The sequence below is a fragment of the Herbidospora solisilvae genome, assembly GCF_009901565.1.
In the GTDB taxonomy this organism is placed as follows: domain Bacteria; phylum Actinomycetota; class Actinomycetes; order Streptosporangiales; family Streptosporangiaceae; genus Herbidospora; species Herbidospora solisilvae.
The window spans coordinates 700,502-723,042 of the sequence record NZ_WXEW01000004.1 but is presented as its reverse complement, the minus strand read 5'-3'; the positions used below and the strand labels follow the sequence as shown (position 1 = coordinate 723,042).

17 protein-coding genes are annotated in these 22,541 nt (G+C 71.2%); 8 read left to right on the top strand and 9 right to left on the bottom strand.

Annotated features, from left to right (window positions below; genetic code table 11):
• Positions 1-4: 4 nt before the first annotated feature.
• On the bottom strand, positions 5-1,144 hold the full coding sequence (locus GT755_RS16670) for a lytic polysaccharide monooxygenase auxiliary activity family 9 protein (RefSeq protein ID WP_328794377.1): 1,140 nt from the start codon (positions 1,142-1,144) through the stop codon (positions 5-7).
• Between the two features lie 271 nt (positions 1,145-1,415).
• Between GT755_RS16670 and ispG the strand changes: the two genes are divergently transcribed.
• The 3 genes from ispG to GT755_RS16655 all read left to right on the top strand — a co-directional run bounded on the left by ispG (position 1,416) and on the right by GT755_RS16655 (position 5,238).
• Positions 1,416-2,579, top strand: a complete 1,164-nt coding sequence (gene ispG, locus GT755_RS16665; RefSeq protein ID WP_161480585.1) for a flavodoxin-dependent (E)-4-hydroxy-3-methylbut-2-enyl-diphosphate synthase — start codon at positions 1,416-1,418, stop codon at positions 2,577-2,579.
• Between the two features lie 90 nt (positions 2,580-2,669).
• Positions 2,670-4,361 (top strand): alpha/beta hydrolase, encoded by a 1,692-nt coding sequence (locus GT755_RS16660; RefSeq protein WP_328794376.1) that lies wholly within the window; start codon positions 2,670-2,672, stop codon positions 4,359-4,361.
• 34 nt (positions 4,362-4,395) lie between these two features.
• Positions 4,396-5,238, top strand: coding sequence for a GNAT family N-acetyltransferase (locus GT755_RS16655; protein WP_161480663.1), 843 nt, complete (start codon positions 4,396-4,398; stop codon positions 5,236-5,238).
• On the opposite strand, the gene GT755_RS16650 is transcribed toward GT755_RS16655, so the two are convergent.
• Genes GT755_RS16650 through GT755_RS41570 form a run of 4 tightly spaced genes read right to left on the bottom strand, consistent with a single transcriptional unit; the run spans position 5,219 to position 10,347 of the window.
• The gene (locus GT755_RS16650; RefSeq protein ID WP_161480584.1) at positions 5,219-5,605 is read right to left on the bottom strand and encodes a DUF3037 domain-containing protein; all 387 of its coding nucleotides are present in this window, start codon (positions 5,603-5,605) and stop codon (positions 5,219-5,221) included. The genes GT755_RS16655 and GT755_RS16650 overlap by 20 nt on opposite strands.
• Positions 5,602-6,360 carry a HipA family kinase gene (locus tag GT755_RS16645; RefSeq protein WP_161480583.1) on the bottom strand — a complete coding sequence of 253 codons (759 nt, stop codon included), beginning with the start codon at positions 6,358-6,360 and terminating at the stop codon, positions 5,602-5,604. Before GT755_RS16645 ends, GT755_RS16650 begins: the two co-directional genes overlap by 4 nt.
• A gap of 24 nt (positions 6,361-6,384) precedes the next feature.
• Positions 6,385-7,701 (bottom strand): alkyl sulfatase dimerization domain-containing protein, encoded by a 1,317-nt coding sequence (locus GT755_RS16640; protein ID WP_161480582.1) that lies wholly within the window; start codon positions 7,699-7,701, stop codon positions 6,385-6,387.
• A gap of 48 nt (positions 7,702-7,749) precedes the next feature.
• Positions 7,750-10,347, bottom strand: a complete 2,598-nt coding sequence (locus tag GT755_RS41570) for an AAA family ATPase (protein WP_268903326.1) — start codon at positions 10,345-10,347, stop codon at positions 7,750-7,752.
• A 210-nt stretch (positions 10,348-10,557) separates the two neighbouring features.
• Here GT755_RS41570 and GT755_RS16630 point away from each other — a divergent pair, with 210 nt between their 5' ends.
• Positions 10,558-11,433 carry a hypothetical protein gene (locus GT755_RS16630; protein ID WP_161480580.1) on the top strand — a complete coding sequence of 292 codons (876 nt, stop codon included), beginning with the start codon at positions 10,558-10,560 and terminating at the stop codon, positions 11,431-11,433.
• On the opposite strand, the gene GT755_RS16625 is transcribed toward GT755_RS16630, so the two are convergent.
• Both GT755_RS16625 and GT755_RS16620 read right to left on the bottom strand, forming a co-directional pair.
• Positions 11,421-13,112, bottom strand: a complete 1,692-nt coding sequence (locus tag GT755_RS16625) for a CHAP domain-containing protein (protein WP_161480579.1) — start codon at positions 13,110-13,112, stop codon at positions 11,421-11,423. The two genes, GT755_RS16630 and GT755_RS16625, sit on opposite strands and share 13 nt — an antisense overlap.
• A 134-nt stretch (positions 13,113-13,246) precedes the next feature.
• On the bottom strand, positions 13,247-15,508 hold the full coding sequence (locus GT755_RS16620) for a serine/threonine-protein kinase (protein ID WP_202610060.1): 2,262 nt from the start codon (positions 15,506-15,508) through the stop codon (positions 13,247-13,249).
• Between the two features lie 358 nt (positions 15,509-15,866).
• Here GT755_RS16620 and GT755_RS16615 point away from each other — a divergent pair, with 358 nt between their 5' ends.
• Genes GT755_RS16615 through GT755_RS16605 form a run of 3 tightly spaced genes read left to right on the top strand, consistent with a single transcriptional unit; the run spans position 15,867 to position 18,130 of the window.
• Positions 15,867-16,475 (top strand): LuxR C-terminal-related transcriptional regulator, encoded by a 609-nt coding sequence (locus GT755_RS16615; protein ID WP_161480577.1) that lies wholly within the window; start codon positions 15,867-15,869, stop codon positions 16,473-16,475.
• A gap of 40 nt (positions 16,476-16,515) precedes the next feature.
• The gene (locus tag GT755_RS16610; RefSeq protein WP_161480576.1) at positions 16,516-16,917 is read left to right on the top strand and encodes a hypothetical protein; all 402 of its coding nucleotides are present in this window, start codon (positions 16,516-16,518) and stop codon (positions 16,915-16,917) included.
• A gap of 4 nt (positions 16,918-16,921) precedes the next feature.
• Positions 16,922-18,130, top strand: a complete 1,209-nt coding sequence (locus GT755_RS16605) for an alpha/beta fold hydrolase (protein ID WP_161480575.1) — start codon at positions 16,922-16,924, stop codon at positions 18,128-18,130.
• Here GT755_RS16605 and GT755_RS16600 read toward each other — a convergent pair.
• A complete protein-coding gene (locus tag GT755_RS16600) occupies positions 18,093-21,212 on the bottom strand; it encodes an NACHT domain-containing protein (protein ID WP_161480574.1) in 3,120 nt (1,039 codons plus the stop codon). The genes GT755_RS16605 and GT755_RS16600 overlap by 38 nt on opposite strands.
• 36 nt (positions 21,213-21,248) lie before the next feature.
• Here GT755_RS16600 and GT755_RS16595 point away from each other — a divergent pair, with 36 nt between their 5' ends.
• The gene (locus tag GT755_RS16595) at positions 21,249-21,923 is read left to right on the top strand and encodes a ThuA domain-containing protein (protein WP_161480573.1); all 675 of its coding nucleotides are present in this window, start codon (positions 21,249-21,251) and stop codon (positions 21,921-21,923) included.
• Here the strand turns inward: GT755_RS16595 and GT755_RS16590 are convergent.
• Positions 21,891-22,538, bottom strand: coding sequence for a MerR family transcriptional regulator (locus GT755_RS16590; protein ID WP_161480572.1), 648 nt, complete (start codon positions 22,536-22,538; stop codon positions 21,891-21,893). The genes GT755_RS16595 and GT755_RS16590 overlap by 33 nt on opposite strands.
• Positions 22,539-22,541 lie beyond the last annotated feature (3 nt).

Here is a 22,541-nt window from a genome sequence, read left to right as displayed (position 1 = left end):
CAGATCACGGAGAGGTGCAGGTCAGGGTCGGGACCGGGTTGGTGCCCGACTGGCTGGCCAGGAAGCCGAACGTCGCGGTGGCGTTCGCGGCCAGGTTGCGGTTGTAGTCCACCGGTGTGGCCGTCACCTGTCCGCCTGAGGTGGTCTGTGCCGCACCCCAGATCTGACTGATCGACTGGCCGTTGGCGTAGGTCCACTTGACCGTCCACCCCTGGATCGCGGAGTTGCCGGCCTTGACCGTCACCGTTCCCTGGAATCCGCCCGGCCAGAAGCTGGAGATGGCGTAGGTGGCGGTGCAGGCGCCGCCCGGGTTGGGCGTGGGGGTCGGCGTGGGCGTGGGAGTGGGCGTCGGCGTGGGGGTGGGCGTCGGGTTCGGCGTGGGGGTCGGGCTCGGGTCCGGGTTCTGGCCGCCCGGGCCGATGCCGGTCACCTGGCCGTTGCCGCCGTCGAAGACGACGTCGGAGCAGCCGTAGAACGTCTCGTTGCTGTCGGAGCGCTGCCACACCGAGTAGATGATGTGACGGCCGCTCTTGCCCGACGGCAGGTTGGCGTTCCAGTAGTAGTAGGCGTTCTCGTTGCCCGGGTTGCCGACGCTCGGCGGGTTCGTCGAGGAGTCGAACGGCGTCGACTCCAGGTCGCTCCAGGCCAGCGGCCGGGTGGGCGACCAGGTGTTCTTGGTGATGTAGAGGCGGAACGTGCCCGGGTGGGCGGCCCACTTGTTGTACCGGATCTGGATGTTCGCACCCGAGGTCAGGTGGGTCACCGGCCAGTCGTTGCGGGCCAGGTCGAAGCCGCTGAAGTTGTAGACGACCGCGCCGCCGGAGCAGAGGGAGCCGTCGGGGATGAACCCGGACATCCGGCCCGCGCCATCCGAGCGCAGCGTCGCGAACCAGTTGTAGAGCGAGTTCGTGCCGCTCTGGGCGACGGCCGCGGCGCACGCCGGGTTGTTGGGCTGGATGGCGCCGCTTGAGTTCAGGCCGTCCTTCCAGCACAGGTACGTACGGCTGCCCGGCATCATCATCGCGCCATGTGCCTGGGCGGGGCTGGCGACCAGCACGGTCACCGCCGTGGCCGCCATCGCGACCACTGCGGTGGCGATGGCGGTGATCCTGAATCTGAGCGTTCTACTACGTGGTCCGACCACGGATGTCCCTTTCACCTGGCCGTGGCTGCTGCCAGCCTCGTTACGGGGCGGCCAAACGCCGCACTGCTGCGGGAGCGCTCACGCGATTCGGAATGTAAACCGGGGGTTTCCGGGATGCCCAGGTCACTGCGGTCGTTCGCGGCTTTTGCCCAGGTGGGGGATGAATGATTCATCAGAAGCTGGGGCAGCGGGTGGCCGCGCGGGTTTGGGTGATCCGGCGCCTGCCTAGACTGATGGACGTCAAGGACGACTCTTAGCGCAAGGTGCTGAAATGTCTGTTGATCTCGGGATTCCCTCCCTGCCGGTCAAGCCGATCTCCCCCCGGCGCCGTTCGCGTCAGATCATGGTGGGCTCGGTGCCGGTCGGGGGTGACGCCCCGATCTCCGTGCAGTCCATGACCACCACGCTCACCGCCGACGTCAACGCCACGCTTCAGCAGATCGCCGAGCTCACCGCGTCGGGTTGCCAGATCGTCCGCGTCGCCGTCCCCTCGCAGGACGACGCCGACGCCCTCCCGGCGATCGCCAGGAAGTCCCAGATCCCGGTCATCGCCGACATCCACTTCCAGCCCAAGTACGTCTTCGCCGCCATCGAGGCCGGCTGCGCGGCGGTCCGGGTCAACCCGGGCAACATCAAGAAGTTCGACGACAAGGTCGGCGAGATCGCCCGCGCGGCCAAGGACCACGGCGTGCCGATCCGCATCGGCGTGAACGCCGGCTCCCTCGACCCCCGCCTGCTGGCCAAGTACGGCAAGGCCACCCCCGAGGCGCTCGTCGAGTCGGCGTTGTGGGAGTGCTCCCTGTTCGAGGAGCACGACTTCCGCGACATCAAGATCTCCGTCAAGCACAACGACCCGGTGGTCATGATCAAGGCCTACCGGCTGCTGGCCGAGAAGTGCGACTACCCGCTCCACCTGGGCGTCACCGAGGCCGGGCCGGCCTTCCAGGGCACGATCAAGTCGGCGGTCGCGTTCGGCGCCCTGCTGGCCGAGGGCATCGGCGACACCATCCGGGTCTCGCTGTCGGCGCCCCCGGTCGAAGAGGTCAAGGTCGGCAACCAGATCCTCGAGTCGCTCAACCTCAAGCAGCGCGGCCTCGAGATCGTCTCCTGCCCCTCCTGCGGCCGGGCCCAGGTCGACGTCTACACCCTCGCCGACCAGGTCACCGCCGGGCTCGACGGGCTGAAGGTGCCGCTGCGGGTGGCCGTCATGGGCTGCGTCGTCAACGGCCCCGGCGAGGCCCGCGAGGCCGACCTCGGCGTCGCCTCCGGCAACGGCAAGGGCCAGATCTTCGTCAAGGGCGAGGTCGTCAAGACCGTGCCCGAGTCGCAGATCGTCGAGACCCTGATCGAAGAGGCGCTGCGCCTGGCCGAGGAGATGGGTGTCGACGTCGACCTCGACGACGACGCCCCTGGGCCGCAGGTCATCGTCCGCTAATGATTCGGTAATCCACCCCGGCGACTCCGTGTGATCGCCCCGTCACTTACGGGAAGCTGGCCTCTGTCGTGTGAGCAGAGGAGAGAGCGCGTGAAGCGAGTCGTCGGAGTGGTCTCCGGGGTCACGATCCTGTCCGCCGGGATGGTGACGGGGTTGGTGGCAGAGCCCGAGGGGGCCGATGCCGCGCAGGTCGTGCCGGCGCAGCGGATCGTCTGGGGGGCGTGCCCCACGGCCGGCCCCAAGAGTGCTCCGCCCGCCACCCTCGCCGAGATCCTCAAGGAACTCACCGGGAACGGCCGCGGCCTGGGCCAGGCGGTGGCGGCCCGCCGGGCCGCCACCCCCGAGTGCGCGAACGTCCGGGTGCCGCTCGACCCGGCGCAGCCCGGCGGGCAGCAGATCACCATCGCGCTCAACCGCTTCAAGGGCAGCGCGCCGCGCGACGGCAACCACCTTGGGCCGCTGCTGGTCAACCCTGGCGGGCCGGGCGCCTCCGGGCTCACGCTGGCCCGCCACGTCGCCGCCTCGCTGCCGCCCGAGGTGGCCGCCCGCTACGACGTGATCGGCTTCGACCCACGCGGCGTCGGCGCCAGCAGGCCCGCGCTGACCTGCGTCGACCCCAAGCGCTTCTACGCGCCGCCGCGCCCCGACAACGTGCCGGCCGACGAGGCCGCCGAGCGGGTGCTGCTGGGCCGCGCCGAGGCCTACGCCGGCGCGTGCGGCAACAAGTTCGCGTGGCTGCTGCCGTACATGACCACCGAGAACGCGGCCCGCGACGTCGAGGCGCTGCGCCGCGCCCTCGGCGAGGAGAAGATCAGCTGGCTCGGCTACTCCTACGGCACCTACCTGGGCTCGGTGTACGCCACCCTGTTCCCCGACCGGGTCCGCCGGATGGTGCTCGACAGCGTGGTCGACCCGACCAAGGTCTGGTACGACGCCAACCTCGACCAGAACGTCGCCTTCGACGACCGCCACCGCGACTTCCTCGAGTGGGTGTCCGACCACAACGCCGCCTTCCGCCTCGGCGACACCGAGGAGGAGGTCTCCTTCGCCTGGTACGGCATGCGCAGGCGCCTGGCCGAACGCCCCGCCGGCGGCATCGTGGGCCCGAGCGAGCTCGACGACACCTTCACCGTGGGCGGCTACAGCGACGCGGTCTGGCCCACCTTCGCCCGCGCCTTCTCCGACTACGTCCGCAAGGGCGACGTCACCGCCCTGGTGAACGCCTACCGCCAGCACGGCGAGACCGACGCCGCCGACGAGAACGGCTACGCCGTCTACCTGGCCACCCAGTGCCGCGACGCCGTCTGGCCCCGCGACTGGAGCCGCTGGCGCGCCGACGCCCGCCGGATCTACGCCCACTCGCCGTTCATGACCTGGAGCAACACGGTCTACAACCTGCCCTGCGCCTTCTGGCCGCAGGCCGGGGGCACCCCCGTCACCGTCGGGGGCGGCCGGAGCCTCCCGCCGATCCTGATCCTCCAGTCGCGCTACGACGCCGCCACCCCGCTGCGGGGCGCGCTGACCGTCCGCAACCGGTTCCCGTCGGCCCGGTTGATGCTGGTCGGGGGCGGCAACCACGGGGTCAGCTTCGGCGGCAACGCGTGCGTCGACCGGCGGGTGTCGGCCTACCTCAAGGACGGCCTGCTGCCCGAGCGGCGCCGCATGGGCAGCGAGCCCGACCTCAGCTGCGCGTCGGCCGGGGCGCGGGCGGCGACCCGGATGGCCTCCACGGGAGGGAAACCGGCCCACGAGAGGCTGACCCAAGTCCTCCTCGGTCGCTGACCAATCGGGGGGTCTGGCGTAGGCTGGGCGGGTGATGCTGCGTACGTCGGCGTCGCGCGTGCTGGACGACAACGATCGCGACGAGGTGCTCCGGATCCTCGACGCAGATCCGGTCGCCAACGTCTTCGTCGCCTCCCGGGTCAGGTCGGTCGGCCTGAGTCCCTCCCGGTTGGGCGGCCAGATGTGGGGGTTCGGCCCGCGCGGCGGGCTGACCTCCCTCTGTTACGCCGGCGCGAACCTGGTGCCGGTCAACGCCTCACGCGAGGCCGTCCACGCCTTCGCCGACCGGGCCCGCAAGCAGGGCCGCCGCTGCTCCTCGATCGTCGGGCCCTCCGTGGCCGTCGAACACCTGTGGGAGAGGCTGGAGCCCCATTGGGGCCCGGCGCGGGCGATCCGCTGGGCCCAGCCGGTCATGTCGATCAGTGCGGCCCCGCTCGTCGCGCCCGATCCGCTGGTCAAGCGGGTGCGGCCCGAGGAGTTCGGCACCGTCCTGCCCGCGTGCGTGGCCATGTTCACCGAAGAGGTGGGCGTCTCGCCCGACAACGGCGACGGCGGCGCGCTCTACCGGTCGCGGGTGGCCGAACTGATCCGCATCGGCCGCTCCTACGCCCGCATCGACGACGGCCGGGTGGTCTTCAAGGCCGAGATCGGCGCGGTCACGCCGCAGGCCTGCCAGATCCAGGGCGTCTGGGTCGACCCCCTCTACCGGGGCCGAGGCCACGCCTCGTCGGGCATGGCGACCGTGGTCGAACAGGCCCTGAAGTACTTCGCGCCCGTGGTGACCCTCTACGTGAACGACTACAACACGCCCGCCCGCGCGGCCTACCGCCGGGTGGGCTTCGCCGAGGTCGACACCTTCACCTCGGTGCTGTTCTGACGAGCCGGTCGAGCAGCCGGTTCAGGGCGGCCTCCGGATCCTCGGTCAGGCCCGCGTGCACCGGCCCGGTGCGCACGATCGTCGAACGCGGCGCGGTCAGCCAGCGGAACCGGCTGCCCAGCGACTCCTCCCGCAGCGGCCCGTCTTCGGCGGAGCAGCTCAGTTCGTAGGCCATGAGCGAGTGCAGCACCCCGGGCAGGTTCGCCGACGGGCAGAGCGCTTGGAGGCGGGCGGCGTCGAGGTCGGTGCGGGCGCACAGGTAGCCGCGGGGCTGGCAGTAGACGATCACGCCGGCGTTGATCAGTTCGCCGCGCTCGATGTCCGGGACGACCTGGATGAGCGCGTACTCGTAGACGTCGCGGGTCATGAGCGCCAGAAGCCGCCGATCGTGTTGGTCCGCACGGGAGTCTTGGGTGCCGCGGTCAGGTCGGGATGCCAGGCCGTCGAGGCGGCTCTCGTCAGCAGGTGGTCGACGTAGGCGTCGCGGGAGTCGTCGCCGAGCCACTCGCCGGGGACCTGGTCCACGGCGTGGCGCAGCAGGTCCTCCGGCACGGGAAGCGGGATCACCTCGGTCGCGAACCTGGTCATCACGTGGTCGCTCGCGTCGAAGGGCCGCAGCGGGTCGGCGCGGGGCCAGTTGTGGTGGAACCACAGGGCCGCGCCGTGGTCGATCAGCCAGATCGTGTCGTGCCAGACCAGCAGGTTGGGGTTGCGCCACGACCGGTCGACGTTGTGGATCAGGCCGTCGAACCAGATCAGCCTCCCGGCGAACTCCGGGTCGGGGTTCCAGACCGGCGGGTCGAAGCCGAGCGCGCCCGGGAGGAAGTCGATGGCCAGGTTGTCGCCCGCGCTGGCGTTCAGCAGGTCCTGGATCTCCTCGTCGGGTTCGCGGCGGCCGAGCTGCGGGTCGAGGCCGACCACCTTCAGGTCGGGAGTGGGGAAGCCCAGGCCCCGGGCCAGCTCGGCGCAGATCACCTCGGCCACCAGCACCCGGCGGCCCTGCCCGGCGCCCCGGAACTTGACGACGTAGGTGCCGAGGTCGTCGGCCTCCATCACACCGGGCAGCGAGCCGCCCTCGCGCAGCGGCGTGACGTAACGCGTCGCCGTGATCCGTTCCAGCACGCCGGACAGGTTACCCGGCTGTGGTCACCGGTCGTGGGCCGGGATCCACCACATCCGGCCGTCGGACACCTCGTGGTACACGTCGAGCAGGTCGCAGCCGGTCACCTTGCTGCGCGACTCGGCCGCGGCCCAGGCGTAGACCCCCCGGGCCATCGCGCCGGGCTCCTGCTGGACGCGGAGGGCGTACACCCGCGCCCTTATCTCGTGGATCTTGTGGTCGTCGGGCTCCGCCTGGACGGCGAGTTCGGCCAGCTGGCAGGCCAGCCGAAGGTCGCCCTCCGCCGCGGCGACCACCGCGCGCCCCGCCACGGTCCCGGCGCCCGCCGCCAGGTCGGCGATGGCCCTGGCGAAGACGGCGTCCGGGGCGGGCTTGAGGCTCGCCGGGTTGCCGTCGTGCCAGCCGCCGTGCAGGCGCCAGATGTTGCGCACGATGAACTCGGGCTCGTCGTAGTAGGGCTGCAGGTAGGGGCGCTGCGACAACTCCAGCGGTGGCTTCACGGTGTGCAGGATCTCGTCGAGGCGCGCCCCCGCGTTCATCAGGTCGAGCGTCTGCTCGACCAGACTGTCGAGGTAGTCGGCGGTGTCGATCAGGGCCCGGCGCACCCGCAGGGAGCCGGTGATCGGCAGGCCGTGGCCGGGCAGCAGGATCTCCGCGTCGAGCGTGGCCATCGTCCGCAGCGCGACGGCCCACTCGTCGGGATAGCGCTGCACCCGTTGCGGGTTCCCGGCGCTGGGGGTCACCCAGACGAACAGGTCGCCGGTCAGCAGGATGTTGCGTTCGGGGATGTGCGCCCACGTCGCGTCGTCGGTCTCGCCGCGCGCGTGGTGCAGCTCGAAGGTGACGTCCCCGAGTGTCAGGGTGAGCCGGTCCTGGTAGGTCAGGTCGGGCACCCGGTAGGTGGCCGGCCACTGCATCTGCCCGAACCCGAACTGCCGCTGGTTGATGACCGAGTTGTAGCCGGCGGTGCGGGCGTAACGGGCGAACCGGTTCGCCACGCCCTCATGTGCGACGACGATGGGCCGCGTCCCCTCTTCGTCGTCGAAGCACTCCATTCCCCCCACATGGTCGAAGTGCCCATGAGAAAAGACGGCGTAGCGAACCGGCTCGTCCGACCAGGCCCGGATGGCCTGGTGCATCGCGGGGGCGTCGATGGCGTTGCCCGTGTCGAACAGCGCCAGCCCGGCCTCCCCCTTGACCGCGTACACGTTGCCGAAGGCCGGCCACATGGCCACGCCCTCGGTGACCTCCTGCACGCCGTCGGCCCGGAGTTCGGCGAGCGGCACCTCGTGCGCCCTGACCGCTCCGCGCCACACCTTGTCGGCGTACTCCAGGATCCCCATGGAGCCGATGGTGCCGTGCTGACTTCGGTTGTCGCAGTAGGGAACTCCCTACAGCTCCCCGCGCTCCACGGCGAGGGCCACTTCGAGGCGGGAGCGCAGGCCGGTCTTGGCGTAGACGCGGCTCAGGTAGACCTCGACGGTCTTGCGGCTGTAGTGGAGCTCGTCGGCGATCTGCGGGTTCGACCGGCCCTCGGCGACCAGCTCGATGACACGGCGTTCGGCGGGGGTGAGCGTGGCGGTGGGGGCGGGGGCGATGCCGGCCTCGCGCATGTGCTGGAGCGTGCGGTCGCGCCAGGGGGCCGCGCCGAGGGCGGTGAACAGGGTGTGGGCCTTGGCGAGCTGCGCCGGGTCGGCGTACAGGCCGATCAGGAGACGGGCGCGGGCCTCCTCGTAGGGGAGGCCGCGGGCTTTCTCCAGCGCGGCGTGGGCGCGGCCGGCGTCGCCGAACGCCCACGCCATGGCCAGGTCGGCGGCCATCTTGGCGCGCGGGGTGCCGTTGCGGGCGACGTCGTCGAGCCGCTCGGCGGCGGGACGGGCCCCCACCGTCTCCCCGGCGATGGCGTGCCAGATCACCTCCACCGCCAGCACCCGGTGGAGCACCTCGGGCACCCCGGTCGCCTTGGCCAGCTCGATCGACCGCAGGGACGCGGCGCGGTCGCCGGTGCCGAGCAGGAGCCGCGCGTTGTACATGTGGCGCAGGCCCGTCTGCGTCGCGCTCGCCGGCGGCGGGTCGGCCAGGATCGCCCGCGCCTCGTCGTAGCGGCCCTGGTCGAGCAGGATGTCGGCCTCGACGTTGCGCAGCAGCGCGTGGTTCTCCAGCAGGCCCGCCTCGGTCAGCGGCCCGGCCGAGGCGCGGATGTCGGCCAGGGCCTTCTCCCACTCGCCGCTCAGGCGGCGCACCACGGCCGTGGTGCGGGCGTTCTGCCCGGCGATGTCGTGCCAGCCGAGGCCGCGGTGGATGTGCTCGGCCTCCTCCAGCAGCTTCAGCGGCCGGGCCAGCTCGCCGCCCGTGGCCAGCACGTGGGCGGCCGACTCCAGCGCGGCCAGCCGCGCGCCGGGCGGCATCGCGGCGGCGAACGTCAGCAGGAACGACACCGCCCGTTCGGTCTGCTGCCAGTCGCCCTCGACCAGCGCCCACATGGCCAGCGCGCCGGCGGTGATGACGCGGTCCTCCGGCGGGCAGCTCGGCAGGCCCGCCCAGGCCAGGCGCGCGGCGTCGTCGGGCGGGCGGCGCAGCTCGCCGAGCAGCAGCGCCCGCTGGGCCAGGAGCGCGGTCGGGTCGTCGACGCGGGGGAGCTGCTTGGCCAGGATGGCGAGGGCGACGTCGTACCAGCCCATCGCGTGGGCGGCGCCGACGGCCACATACGAGGTGCGGGTGTGGCGGCGGCCCGGCGGCAGCAGCGCCAGCGCCCGCTGCGCGGAGTTGAGCGCCAGCGCCGGGCGGGAGCCCTTCCAGTACGACAGCGCCTGTAACGCCAGCAGTTCGCCCTTGTCCTCGCTGATCTCGGCGGCCCGGCCGAACCAGTGGGCGGCCGACAGCGGGGCGGTCCAGCGGGTCACCTCGGCGGCCCGCAACATCGCCGCCCGCGCCTCGTGCGGAGCGCCGCCCTCGGCCATGTGGGTGGCCCATTCGAGCACCCGGCGGGCCCCGCTGAGGCCCTGCCGCTGGAGCATCGCGGCGATGCGGGCGTGCAGGCGGCGGCGCTCGCCCGCGTTGAGGTCGGCGTGCAGCGCCTCCGCGACCAGCGGGTGGGCGAACGCGTAGCCGTCGCCGGTGTCGACCAGCACCTCGTCGCGCACGAGCGCGACCAGCGCGCGTTCGGCGGCGCGTTTGTCGAGCCCGGCCAGCTCGGCGACCTCCTCCAGGGTGCCCGGGGTGTCGATCGCGGTGGTGTCGCGGGTGCGGCCCAGCGTGGCCAGCACCCGCGCGAGGTCGCGGCCGGCCTTGTCGCGCTGGAAGATGCGGCTCAGGATCGCGCCCCGGCGGGCTCCCGGGTCGGGGGAGCGCACCGCGCCCCCTTGGACGAGCGCGAGCACCGCCTCCTGGACGAACCACGGGTTGCCCTGGCTCTCGGCCAGCACCCGGTCGACCATGCTGTCGCTCGGCGTCCGGTCGAGCAGCGACGTGATCAGGTTCTTGACCTCGGCGCGGGAGAGGGGGTCGAGGCGTACCGCCAGGTCGACCTCGAGCGACGGGGGCCGCCGCGCGGTCATCACGATCGCGAGGCCGGGGCAGGTGCGCGGCAGCGTCTTGAGCAGCCGCAGCGTGTCGGCGTCGGCGTGGTGGACGTCGTCGACGGCCAGCAGGGTCCGTCCCGGCAGATCGGCGATGAGCTGCGCGGCCAGCGCTCCCGGCGCGGCCACCGAACGGCCCGCCTGACGACCGAGCGCGGCGCGGTCGATGGCGTCGTAGAGCTCCCACAACCGCTGCTGGGCCTTCGGCTCGCGGCCCAGCGACTCCAGGGCGTCGACGAGCGGCGCGTAGGCCAGGCCCTCGTCGAGCTCGCGGGCCCGACCTCGGAGCACGCGGAAGCCCGCCGCCTGGGAGGTCAGCTCACCCAGCAAATGGGTTTTGCCGAGTCCCGCGGCACCGGTGACCAGGATGGTGCGCGGCGTTTCCCGGAGAGCCGATTCCAGCTCACGCAGGAGCCGGACACGGCCGAGGCCCCTGTCGACGGGACGTCACCCCCTTCACGTGCGTCACAGACCTGACGCGTTGATCCGGTTGAACGTTCACCCGATGTGTGCAGAAATCGTAGATTGCCACGGCGGTCGTGACCAGACCGGCGGCCTCACCGTCAGATTCGGCGATTAGTGACATGGCCAACGGATGCACCGGAACGTACATGTCAGATCGTGGCTTACACCGATCAGCAGCTGGGCCTGGCCGCCCTGGTCCGGGCCGCCCTCCTGTCGCCGCCCGTGGACCCGCGGCCGCCCCGCTGGGACGCGCTCGCCGCGACCGGATTCCTCGGGTGTTTGGTATCGCCGGTTTCGGGCGGGCTCGGGTTGCGGTTCGCCGACACGGTGCCCGCGTTCGCCGAGACCGGCCGCGTGGCGCTGCCCGGCCCGCTGGTGGAGACGTGCGTGCTCGGCGCGCTGCTGCTGCCGGAACGTTTCCTGGGGCCGCTCGCCCGCGGCGAGCTGCGGGTCTCGGCCCGCATCGGCGACACCGTGTACGCCCCCGACGCCGACGCCGCCGGCCTGCTGATCGTCGAACGCCCCGGCGGTGTGCTGGAGGCGCTCCCGCCCTCCTCGGTACGGCTGACGCCCCGCCCCGGCCTCGACCCGGCCCGCCGCCTGTTCAGCGTGTCGACCGAGCGTCCCGGCATCCCGCTGGGCACGCGGGTCGCTGCCCTGCCGGCCCTGCGCATCGCGACCGTCGCGGTGGCCGCCCAGCTCGTCGGGCTGGCCCGGCACCTGTGCGCGGTCGCGGACCTGCCGTCCGGCGCGGCCGAGTGCGCCGGTTCCCTCGTGGACGAGGCCGCGGTCGTCGCCGGCGACCCTTCGCTGCCCGAAGGGGAGGTCGTGCGCGCGGTCAGCGCGGCCAAGGCCGCCGCGGGGGAGGCCGCCGCCGAGGCGGCCCACACGATCCTGCGGCACGGACCGCGTGGGCACGACCTCTGGGTGGCACGGGTGTGGTCACTCGGGTCGGCGTACGGAGACACCGGCCTGCACCGGGCGCGGCTCAGGGCCGCGCGCCTCGGGAACCCGGAGCTCTACCGGCGGTGACGCCCCCGGTAGTCCTTCGGCGCCGACGACGCCGGGCGCCGGTGGCTGACCAGGAAGGCCATCGCCAGCAGCACCACCAGCAGCGGCGCCACTAGCCCCTGCGCGCTCAGGGCGTGCGGGACGGAGGAGGGCGCCGGCCGGCTCGCGGCGACCGGGAGCGTGCTGATCTCCGGGGCCGGTTCGATGTGGACGAGCGACGTCTCCGCCGCCATCTCCTTGAGGAGGATCACCTTGGGGCTGGGACCCCGGGGAGCCTCGGTGGCTTTCTGTGCCTGCTGGACGAAGGCGGGGGTGTCGGCCCAGACCAGCGGACCACGGTCCGGACAGCCGTTCTCGTCGCTGCCGGTACACCCGCCGGGGCCGACACCGGCACGCGAGCCGGAGTCGGAGGAGATCCCAGGAGTGCCGTCGACGCCGATACCCGACCAGACGTGAGGTCCCGTCCTGAACCCGGGCCCGTCCTCGGAACCGCCACCGGAGCGGGTGTCCGGGCGGTCGGCGGGCCTCACGCCGATCCCGATCTTGGGCATGGTGTGCGATCCGGGACCGTGGGAGTCGGCGCCGGATGTGGTCCCGTTCGTGGCACTGGAGCCGTTGTCGGCCCCGGTCGCGGTGCTGGCGCCCTTATCGGTCCCGGTCTTGGCATCCGATCCGTTGCCGGTTCCGTTGTCGGTGCCGGATTCGGTGGCCGGGCCGGTGCCCGGGTTCGTTTCCGTACCGGTGGGGGTTCCGTGGTTCGTGCCCCTGTCGGTGTCGGTTCCAGGGCTCGTGCCAACACCGTTGTCGATGCCCTGGTGGGTGCCCGACCCACTGTCGGTGCCGGATTCGGTGTTCGGGCCGGCGCCCGGGTTCGTGTCCGGGCCGGTGTCGGTTCCAGGGCTCGTGCCTGTGTTGCTTCCGTGGCTGGGGCCTGGCTTGGTGTCGGATCCGTGGTTGGTGCCCGCACCGCTGTCGGACCCCGACTCGGTGTTCGGGCCGGTGCCCGGGTTCGTGTCCGGGCCGGGTCGCTGTCCTGGGCCTGAGCCGGTGTCGGTTCCGGGGCGGCCTTCGTGGCCGACGCCTGGTTTGTCCTCGGAGCCGCCGCCGGACCTGGTGTCCGGCCTGTCCCACGGCCGGGGGTGGTGGCCGGTGCCCGGCGCGGTGCCGGGTCGGCCGTCGGTTCCGGTGCCGGTCTGGGTGTCGGAGCCGCTGTCCCGGCCCGTGTCGGTGCTCGTCTCGGAGGAGCCGGTGGTCTTCTCCAGGATCTTCTCCGGATAGCCGAACCCGACGACCGTCCCCTCGTCGTGGGTTCGTTCCTTGACCATGTTGCTGGTGTTGCCCTCGATCGAGGTGAACTGCGATCCGTTCACCTCGGTCACGAGTCCCACGTGATCGATACCGTCGACGCTTCCTCCGCCGTCCCAGTCGAAGAAGACGACCGCACCCGGTTCCGGTTCACGGCCCCAGGCCCCCTGCGCCTGAAACCACTGCGCGTGCGCGACCGTGTAGGAGAACTCTCCGAACCAGTCGCTGTAGCCGAGCTTGTTCGCCCCCCACGAAAGGAACATGTCGCACCATGGCTGGTACGAGTAGTCAGCGTCCGTCTCGACGGCGTTGTACCAGTCCCCGAACTTGGTGTAGCCGCCGGACTGCTCTTGGTATCCGATCTCCTTCCTCAGCAACGTGATGAGCTTCTGCATCTCTGGGGTCATATGTGACATCCATTACGCTTCGGGGTCAATCTGCGTGAATGGGATGTTCATGGACCTTTAAGGGGCAGGTCAACTCACTTTACTCAAACATGACCAAACAGGACATACGGGATAGTCCCAGGTCAGGTGATCCGGCCAGGCCCGGAGTCCGACGGCGTCGGGGTTTCCGGCTCCTCCTCCACCGGACAGGCCGGAGAGTCGAGCGTGACCTCGCGGGTGGCCGTGTCTCCTCCCGGAGAGGCCGTCACGCTCACCTGCCGGATGTCCCGGGCCCCGCACGGAGCCTGCTTGTAGCCGGTCTGGAAGGTGCGGGTGTAGTCCTTCGCGCCGCTCACCTCGGCCGTCGAGCTCGTCACGATCGGGCTGGTCTGCCGTTCGCCGACCCGGACCGTCCGGGTGAAGGTCACCGTCAGCGTGATCGGCGCGGTGCTCCCCGAGGTCACCTTCACGGTCGCGAGCGACCCGTCCCATCCCTGCAGGCTCACCGCGGGCGGCGCGCAGTCGGGCCCGGTGACCTGCTTGCGGCTGGTCTGGGGGCCGTTGCCCGCCGCCGGTTCGGTGGTGATCTGGACGACGTACGTCGAGGTCTGGCCGCAGGCCGGCTCGCCCAGGTCGGTGCGGGCGGTGAAGGAGTACTCCCGGTGCCCGGACAGGGTCGTGCTCGACGACTTGGTCAGCTCGCCGTCGCGGCCGAACCGGGCCAGCACCTTGACCCGGCCGGTGCCGTCGGCCTTGAGCCGCACCCCGGCGGCCTTGCCGTCCCAGCCGGTGATCGTGACGTTCTCGACCGTCGGCGGCGGGCACGGGCCGCCCTTGACCGAGACGGTCCTGGACGCCGTCCTGCCCGCCGACGGCGAGGTCTCGACGGTGATGCGCCGGTAGGAGGTCGTACCGCACGCGGGCGGGGTGAAGGCCTGCTGCACGACGGGGGCGTAGGCGGTCGCGCCCGCGAGCGGGACCACCTGCGGCGGGAGCGTGTCGAGCGCGTCCTTCTCGGTCCCCTGGGCGAACCGGACCGTCATGGTGACCTGCGCCGGGGTGTTGGTCACGATCCGGACCGTGGCCGACTGCCCGTCGAATGACTGGATGTTCAGGCCGGAGACCTTGAGCGGCGGGGGAGCGGCCGGGGTCGCGGTGGCCGTGGCGGTCGCGGTGACCGTCGGCGTGACGGCGCCCGGCGGCTGGACCGTCGACGGCTGCTCGGTGGTGGCCTCCTCCGACGGCTCCTCCGTCGTCGGCTGCTCGTCCGGGGTGGCCGGGGCTGTGGTCTCCTCCTCCGGTACGACCGGCGGCGGCTCCTGGGTCGGCTCCTGCGCCGGCGTCTGCGTGGGCGGGCGTAACGTGGTGCCGCCCGCGACCGGGGTCTGGCCGTTGGCCGCCACCACGATCGCGATCACCACCGCCGCCACCAGCGACCCGGCGATGGCGAAGCGAGGCGCGAACCGGGTCAGCCGCTGGCTCAGGATCGTGCGCGCCAGCGAGGTGTTCACCTGCGGCGTCGGCGACGAGGGCTTGGCCAGCGGGAACATCAGCGCCATGAGCGTGGCCAGCTCGGCCAGGTGCCGCCGGCCGCGCTCCTCCCAGTCGCGGCCGTAGGCCGCCAGCGCCGCGAGCTCCAGGTCGGCGACGAACTGGTCGGCGGTCGGCGGCCGGGCCATCGGGTCTTTGGCCATGCCCCGCCCGACCAGCGCCCGGACCGAGCCGGGCACCTCCATCGTCGGGATCGGCGCCCCCTGGTGCTGCCGCCGCAGGGTGCCCACGTCGAGTGAGTGGTAGGGCCGGTGGCCGGTCAGGCACTCGAAGAACACGCAGGTCGCCGCGTAGACGTCGGTCGCCGGGCTGGCCGGGTTCCCGGCCCACTGCTCCGGGGCCATGTACGACGGCGTGCCCGTCGCCTGCCCCGCCTCGCCGACGTGGCTGGCGATGCCGAAGTCGGCCAGCTTGCTGGTGCCGTCGGCCTGGACGAGCACGTTCTCGGGCTTGTAGTCGCGGTGCACCACCCCGTGGGCGTGCGCCGCCGACAGGCCCAGCAGCGACCCCTTCAGCACGACCAGCGCCGCCTCGGGCGAGGTGTTGCCGTGCTCGGCCAGGATGCTCCGCAGCGACACCCCGTCGACCAGCTCCATCACGATGGCCGCATCACCTTGGGGCGACTGCACGTATTCGTACAGCCGCACCACGTTCGGGTTCTCCAGCTCGACCATGAGCCGGGCCTCACGCTGGAAGCTGGCCAGGAAGCCGGGGTCACGTCGCAGCGTCTCGCTCAGATACTTGATGGCGACGTAAGCTCCGGTCGTCTCGTAGGTCGCCAGCACGACCCGGCCGCCACCCCCGGCGCCGAGTTCGCGTACCTCCCGGTAGCCCGGGACCGTCCACGTGCTCAACTGCGAAGCCCCCTCCATCGGGCACCCGGCGCGAAATGTCACCTAACGCCGCGTACTCATACGAAGGTCTCACCGCATCGTCAGCTTGTCACCGGACTAGAAATGTCACCTTGTCGCTGCAAACCGGTTGGGCATAGGGCGTAACCGACAGTCGCGAGCCGCTGACCTGCGAAGTTGGCGCGACCTTGGCGAACTCGGTCCGAGCATGGATGTCCGTTGGGGATACTGGAAGACAGAGGTGACCGGTATGCCCGGTCCGTATCGCGGACGTGCGCAATTAGCGAAAAAGTTCGTCCGGATATCCCCTTGTCCAGGACCGTATCGCGTGTCCAGAATCTAATTTTGGGGGTGGGACACCATGATCAGAGTCGCCGTTGCCGACGATCACCCGCACGCGCAGGCCGGGATCCGCCGCCTGCTGGCCCGGATGCCCGAGGTGGGGTCGATCGTCGCCGCCCCGCCCGCCGACGCCGAGATCGATGTCGTCCTCCTGGCCCTCTACGGCGACGACCGCCGCCCGGCCATCGCCGCGATCGAGGGGTGGACGGCCCGGGCCCGCGTCCTCGTGACCGCCGCCGGGGGCGATCCCGCCGACGTCGTCGAGGCCCTCCAGGCCGGCGCGTCCGGCTATCTCCCCAGGAACACCACGCCCGACGAGTTCCGCCAGGCCGTCCTCCAGGTCGCCTCCGGCGGCTTCGCGCTCGGCCAGGGCCTGGCCCTGGTGCTGCGCGGCCAGCTCGCGTCGGCCACCTCGACCCTCTGCCTGCGCCCCGCGTTGTCGCCGCGCGAGACCGAGGCGCTGCGGCTCATCGCGAAGGGATGCACCCATCCCGAGACGGCCAAGGCGATGAACATCGAGGAGCTCTCCGTCGACCAACTCGTCGTCCGCATCCAGGTGAAACTGGGTTTCGGCAACCCCCGCGACCTCCGCCGCGTGACAGAAGACCTGGGACTCCAAAGGCTCTGAGGGTTGCGTGTGGCTCGGCGTCGGGAAGACGCTGGGCCGAGTGGAACCGAACGAGTACGAGGAGCAGATCCGCCTGCACCTCGCGGCGATAGCCCGAAGAGCGGCCGGCCCGGAGGTCGTCGACGCTCTCCTCGCGCACGCCCGGGTCGCCCGTTCCCCCGCCTCGGTCGACGGCGCGGTCCGCGCGGCCCGGCTGCTCTGCGAACACGACGCCGAGGAACACGAGGGCACGCTGGTACGCGCCCTCCGGTCGGGCGCCGACACCCTGATCCGCCGCCCCGCGATGGCGTTGCCCCTGGCCGAAGAGGCCGTCACCCTGGCCCGCGGCCTCGGCGGCCCGTCGCTGATCGTCTCCCTGGCGACCCTGTCGCGGGTGCTCCGCGCGGCCGGCCGGCCCGCCGAAGCCGACGCGGCGGCCGCCGAGGCCGAGTCGCTATCGTGACGCGGTGACCGTTTCCCTGACAGACCACCTCTTCACCGTCCCGCTGGACCACTCCGACCCCTCCCGAGGCTCGATCGAGGTGTTCGCCCGGGAGGCGGCCGACTCCCGGCGCGCCGCCGACGACCTGCCGTGGTTGCTGTTCCTCCAGGGCGGCCCCGGCGGCAAGGCCCCCCGCCCGATGCCGGGAGACGCCTGGCTCGAACACGCGCTGCGGACCCACCGTGTGCTCCTGCTCGACCAGCGCGGGACCGGCCGCAGCACCCCTGTGACGGCGAAGTCCCTCCCCGCCCCCGACGGCCCCGAACTGGCCGCCTACCTGCGCCACTTCCGCGCCGACGCGATCGTGGACGACGCCGAGCACATCCGGCGCGCACTGGGCGTCGAACGGTGGTCGACCCTGGGCCAGTCGTACGGCGGCTTCGTGACGCTGACCTACCTGTCCAAGGCCCCCGGCTCCCTGTCGGCCTGCTACGTGACGGGCGGCCTTGCGGGCCTGCACGCCGACGCCGACGAGGTCTACAGCCGCACCTACCGCCGCGTCGAAGACAAACTCCGCCGCTACTTCACCCGCTACCCCGACGACCGGCCCGCCCTCGACGGCCTGCTCGCCCACCTGGCGGCCAACGACGTCCGCCTCCCGGACGGCGACCGCCTCACCCCCCACCGCCTCAAGTTCCTCGGCATGGAACTGGGCACCGCGAGCGGCGCCGAGTCCCTGCACTGGCTCCTGACCGAGGCATGGGTCGGCGGCGAACTGTCCGACGAGTTCCTCTACCAGGTGATGGCCGAGACGTCCTTCGCCGGCAATCCCCTGTACGCCGTCATGCACGAGTCCATCTACTCCCAGGGCGCCCCCACGAACTGGTCGGCGGCCCGCCTGGCCCCCGACCTGCCCCTGACCGGGGAGATGATCTATCCCTGGATGTTCGACGAGATCCGGGCGCTGCGCCCGTTCCGGGAGACGGCCGCATGCCTGGCCCGGATGACCTGGCCTGCCCTCTACGACCCGGCCCGCCTGGCGGCGAACGAGGTCCCGGTCGGCGCGGTCGTGTACTACGACGACATGTACGTGGACGAGGGCCTGTCGGCACAGACGGCCCGCGAGGTCGCGAACGTGACGACGTGGGTGACGAACGAGTTCGAGCACGACGGGTTGCGGGTGTCGGGGGAGACGGTCATCCAGAGGGTGATGGGCTTGGTCCCGGCCAGATGAGGCGGTAGCGACCGCCTTCGGCGCGGATGACGCGGCGGGCACGGGCGAACAGGTGCGGGTCGGACTGCGCGATCTCCTCGAAGTCCTCGGGAGTCATCCGGCGAACCCAGTCGAAGGCCACCACGGGAACCTCCGAAGGGTCGACGTCGAGCTCCATCAACGTCACGGCGGCCAGCAAGGTGCCCGACGGCGTGGCCTGACGTTGTCGTAGCACCTGGTCGACGAGGTCGAGATGCCTTCTGTCGTGGGCGATCACGTACAGCGCACAGTCGAGAAGCTCAGCCGAGTAGCCGAAAATCGAGTATCTGTCGCAGATCGTGGCGATGAAGTCGACAGGCAGGCGATGGCGCTCTCCGTGAGCGAGTTGCACCAGACGACGATTCATCCAAGGATCGTCCAGGGCGGGAATGTGAAATTGACGTTCGTCTGGAAAGGCGCTGAGCCACGCGTCGAGCAGCGCACCCATTAGCGAGTTCGCGGATTGGGTGGAAGTGCTCACGAAGTACGTCGCAAGCTCCGGCTTGTGGCGGATCACCGTGTTCGCGAGGGCGTTTATCGGGTGGCGTCCGCTTCCGGTGTCCAGAGATGTCCGTGCCGGTCGCACCAACCAGGCCGCCTCTTGGTTGTCCGGAGATATCTGATGGGTCCATCTGGCGATCTCGTCGGCTGTGGTCGCACCGAAAAGCGGTAGGCCCGCCATCACGGTGATCTCGCGTTCGTTTCCCTCCTCCCACGTCCGGGCGAGGTTGAGCCAGTCGTTGAGTGCCTGCCACTCCTCTCCTGCCATGCCCGCCCGCCACAGATCGACGAGGTTCTGCCACTGGTGGATGCGCTCCGGTTGCGCCCCGAACAACTCCCCGGTCCGAGTCGGCCCGCAAAGGACGATGAGGAGCAACACGAGGTTGGCCGTGCGGCGGGCCACGTTCTGCGCCGCGGAGACAGGGCTCGGCCGGTAGTCGCCGACCGTCACCGAGCCGTCGAAATAGGCGTCCCGGAACAGGCGCAGAAGGAGAAGCCGTTCACGGGGATCGTCCGTGCGCATCTCGCCGAGAAAACGCAGAATCGGCGCCCGGACGGCGAGGACGGCAAACGACAGGAGATCCGCCAGAATCGTGTGTGACCTCTGCTGGAAGGCCCTGCGGCGTCCCTCCTGCTCGGCCTCCTCCGTGACCTGACTTCTGATCAGGCGGGCGATGAGGTATTCGCCGAAAGTGGCGTGCAGGAACTCGTAGGTGCTGAAGGCGCCGGTGTCCTGCTGTGCCTGTGCCTGGTGGACGAAGAAGAACCGCCCGAGCACTTTCTGCGCGGCGGTCAGTGACCGCTGGAACCCGGTCGTCGCGACCGTGCCCTGCGGCATGAGCGCGGACAGGTCGCGGTTCAGGTCGTCGTGGGTGACCCACTGCTGGCCCCGGTTGAACATCGCGAACGCGGCGACCGACAACCGCAGCAACTCGAACTCGACCGATTCGGCCAGGCCTTGGTCGTCGAGGTCCTGCTCGTGTTTGCGGATCTCCCGCGCGGCGAACCGTCGCAGGAGACGTTCGTACAGCTCAGACTGGCGCAGCCGGCCGGTGAGGGCGGCGCCGTCGGCGTCGTAGAGGGCGAGCATCAGCAGCAGCAGCGGTTGGCGGGCCAGATCCGGATAGCGGAGCACGTTCTGGAGCGACAGGTTCGCGCCCGTGCCGCGGTTCCACGAATCCACCCACGTTCCGACCTGCTCGTCCGAGAAGGGCTCCAGCCGGAGCGCCACCGACTCCCGGGGCACCCGGCACCGGTCGGCGACGGCGGTCCGGGTCGTCACGATCACCGCGAGCGGACGGCCCAGCGACGCTTCGCGGTCCTGGAACTCCATGGCCTGCCGCAGGTAGTCGGCCCGGTTGACGCCGGTCGCCTGGAGCAGTTCGTCGAGGCCGTCGAGCAGCACCACCGGCAAAGCGCCCTCCGCCGACCGGGCCAGCTCGGGCCACGAGATCGTCTCGCCGGTCGTCACGTGGACGCCCGCCTCGATCTGCTCCTGGATGCCCGCGTCGGCGGGCACCTGCCGCAGCGGCACCCGGATCGGCAGGAAGTCGCTCGGTGGCAGCCGGGCCGCGAGCATCTGCGTCAGCACCGACTTGCCCGCGCCGGGCTGGCCGAGCACGAGCATGGGTGCCCGCAACGCCTCGAACGAGGTGAGGTGCCCGGCCAGCAACCGGCCCAGGTCGCCGCGGACCTCCTCCTGCTCCCACGTCGACTCCAGGCTCAGGTCGCTGCCGCTCGGGTCGCCCACCCGCCGGAAGAGCGGCACGACGTAGCCCTCGCCCAGGCTGGGGATGCGCAGGTCGCCGACCTGCTCGTCGCTTCGGGTGATCGGCCGGATCAGCGCCCCGGCGTTGAGCGCGTGGATGCTCCGCACCTTCGCCGACGGCGTCCGCCCGGCCGTCACCTCCATCAGCATCTTCTCCAGCCCGGCCAGCGCCGTCTGGGTCGACTCGTGGGCCCGCATCTCGGCCCAGAAGGCGAACTCGGGGAAGTCGGAGGCGAGCCGGTGATAGAGGTCCTCGTAACGGCGCGTCGCGGCGTCGGGCAGCTCCCGCATCAGGGCGTCCCAGCGGTCGCGGGCGACGATGCCCGGGTCGTTCTCGATGAACGTCTGCAGCCCGATCGACGCGAGCCCGTAGGTCATCCGCAGATCGTCCAAATGCATCGACGTCGGGGTCGTCGGGTCACGTTCGATCAGGAAGGAACGTAGTTGCCTGACATCGTCGAGTGCCGGACCGTCGATCCGCAGTCGTTCCAGCGGGAAGTGCGGTTCGACGACCTCGTCCAAGGCCTCGAAGAAGGCCGTCGTGATGATGATCTCGTGGGCGGCGACCAGTCGTTCGGTCCGGGTCGCGCGGGGTGCCCGGCCCAGCTTGTCGCGCAGGCTCCCCAGCAGTTGGTTGGCCAGCCGGACGGCCTCCGTCTTGGCGTCGAACAGGCTGAGTGTCAGTGGGCCGCCCGCGAACAGGGCCACCCCCAGCGCGTTGTCGAGGGCTCTGATCACCTTCGAATCGCCGCCCAGTAACTCAACCGCGTCGGCGTAGGTCACCCGCTTGGCCATTCCCCGATCCTAGGGACGTGTGATGCAGTTGCGGGTATGGCGCGAAATCTCATTCTTTCCGGAGGTGTGGCCCACGACTTCGCGGCCACGTCCCGGACGTTGGCCGAGGTCCTCCTCGAAGCGGGCGTCGAGTCGGAGATCACCGACGACATCGCGGGCGCCCTCTCCGAACCCCCGCAGGTCGACCTCATCACCCTCAACGCCATGCGCTGGTGTAACCAGCGTGGTCACTTCGAGGACCAGCGCGACCAGTGGCACCTGTCGCTCGGCCAGGACGCCCGCGCGGTCCTGCTCGACCACCTGAACAAGGGCGGCGGCCTGCTCGCCATGCACACCGCCTCCATCTGCTTCGACGACTGGCAGGGCTGGCCGCGGGTGCTGGGCGCCTCGTGGAAGTGGGGCAAGTCGCACCACCCGCCGATCGGCTGGACCACCGTCCACGTCAATCGCGACCACGTCATCACCGACGGGCTGCGCGACTTCGACGTCGTCGACGAGGTCTACAGCGACCTCGACGTCCTCCCCGACGTCACGCCGCTGGCCACGTCGATGGGCCAGCCCGTCCTGTGGGCGCGGAACGTCAGAAGGGGGCGGCTCGTGTACGACGCCCTCGGCCACGACACGCGTTCCTACGACTCGCCGGTCCACCGCACCCTGCTGTGCCGTGCGGCCCAGTGGCTACTTCGCCAGCCCGTCGGCATCTGCGAGTAGCCGGGCCGACTCCGACTCCTCGGCCAGCCGGCGCACGACGTCCAGGACCCGGCCGTAGAGCACGGTGCCGATCACGTGGGCTTCGACCGCCGTCTCGCGGGGGCCGTCGAAGGGGATGCGGGCCATCTCGTGGTCGCGCACCAGGCCGCCGACCGCGGCGGCGTAGGGGCGCAGGTCGGGCAGGGTGACCTCCTGGCCGAGGCGGCGGAGGGTCACGATGGTCTGGGCGAGTTCGGCCCGGCCGGGGGCGGCCGGTTCGACCCGCCAGCCGCGTTCGCGGATGAGCTCGTCGACCATGGCCCGCGCGGCCTCCCACTCCTCGGTGTCCTCGGGTTCGGTCTTCGGGGACAGCGCGTAGTGGGCGGTGCCGAGCATCTCGTGCACGCCCATCGTCTCGTCCTCCACGGCCTCGATCACGGCCCTGATGGCGGAGATGGGCAGTTTGCCCACTTCGAGGAGGGCTCTGATCAGGCGGAGCCGCCGCACATGCGGGGCGCCGTACACCGAACGGGTCGCGGAGACCTGTTCGCCCGGCGGCAGGAGCCCTTCCCGCAGGTAGTACTTGATGGTCGGGATGGGCACGCCGGTCGTTTCGCTGAGCTGGGAGATCCGCACGCT

Bases quoted from the DNA above. Each gene is read 5' to 3' on its own strand.
- GT755_RS16625 (WP_161480579.1), bottom strand. From the start codon at position 13,112: ATGCAGAAGCTCATCACGTTGCTGAGGAAGGAGATCGGATACCAAGAG.
- GT755_RS16595 (WP_161480573.1), top strand. From the start codon at position 21,249: ATGGCGCGAAATCTCATTCTTTCCGGAGGTGTGGCCCACGACTTCGCG.
- GT755_RS16615 (WP_161480577.1), top strand. From the start codon at position 15,867: ATGATCAGAGTCGCCGTTGCCGACGATCACCCGCACGCGCAGGCCGGG.
- GT755_RS16655 (WP_161480663.1), top strand. From the start codon at position 4,396: ATGCTGCGTACGTCGGCGTCGCGCGTGCTGGACGACAACGATCGCGAC.
- GT755_RS16640 (WP_161480582.1), bottom strand. From the start codon at position 7,701: ATGGGGATCCTGGAGTACGCCGACAAGGTGTGGCGCGGAGCGGTCAGG.
- GT755_RS16650 (WP_161480584.1), bottom strand. From the start codon at position 5,605: ATGACCCGCGACGTCTACGAGTACGCGCTCATCCAGGTCGTCCCGGAC.
- ispG (WP_161480585.1), top strand. From the start codon at position 1,416: ATGTCTGTTGATCTCGGGATTCCCTCCCTGCCGGTCAAGCCGATCTCC.
- GT755_RS16600 (WP_161480574.1), bottom strand. From the start codon at position 21,212: ATGGCCAAGCGGGTGACCTACGCCGACGCGGTTGAGTTACTGGGCGGC.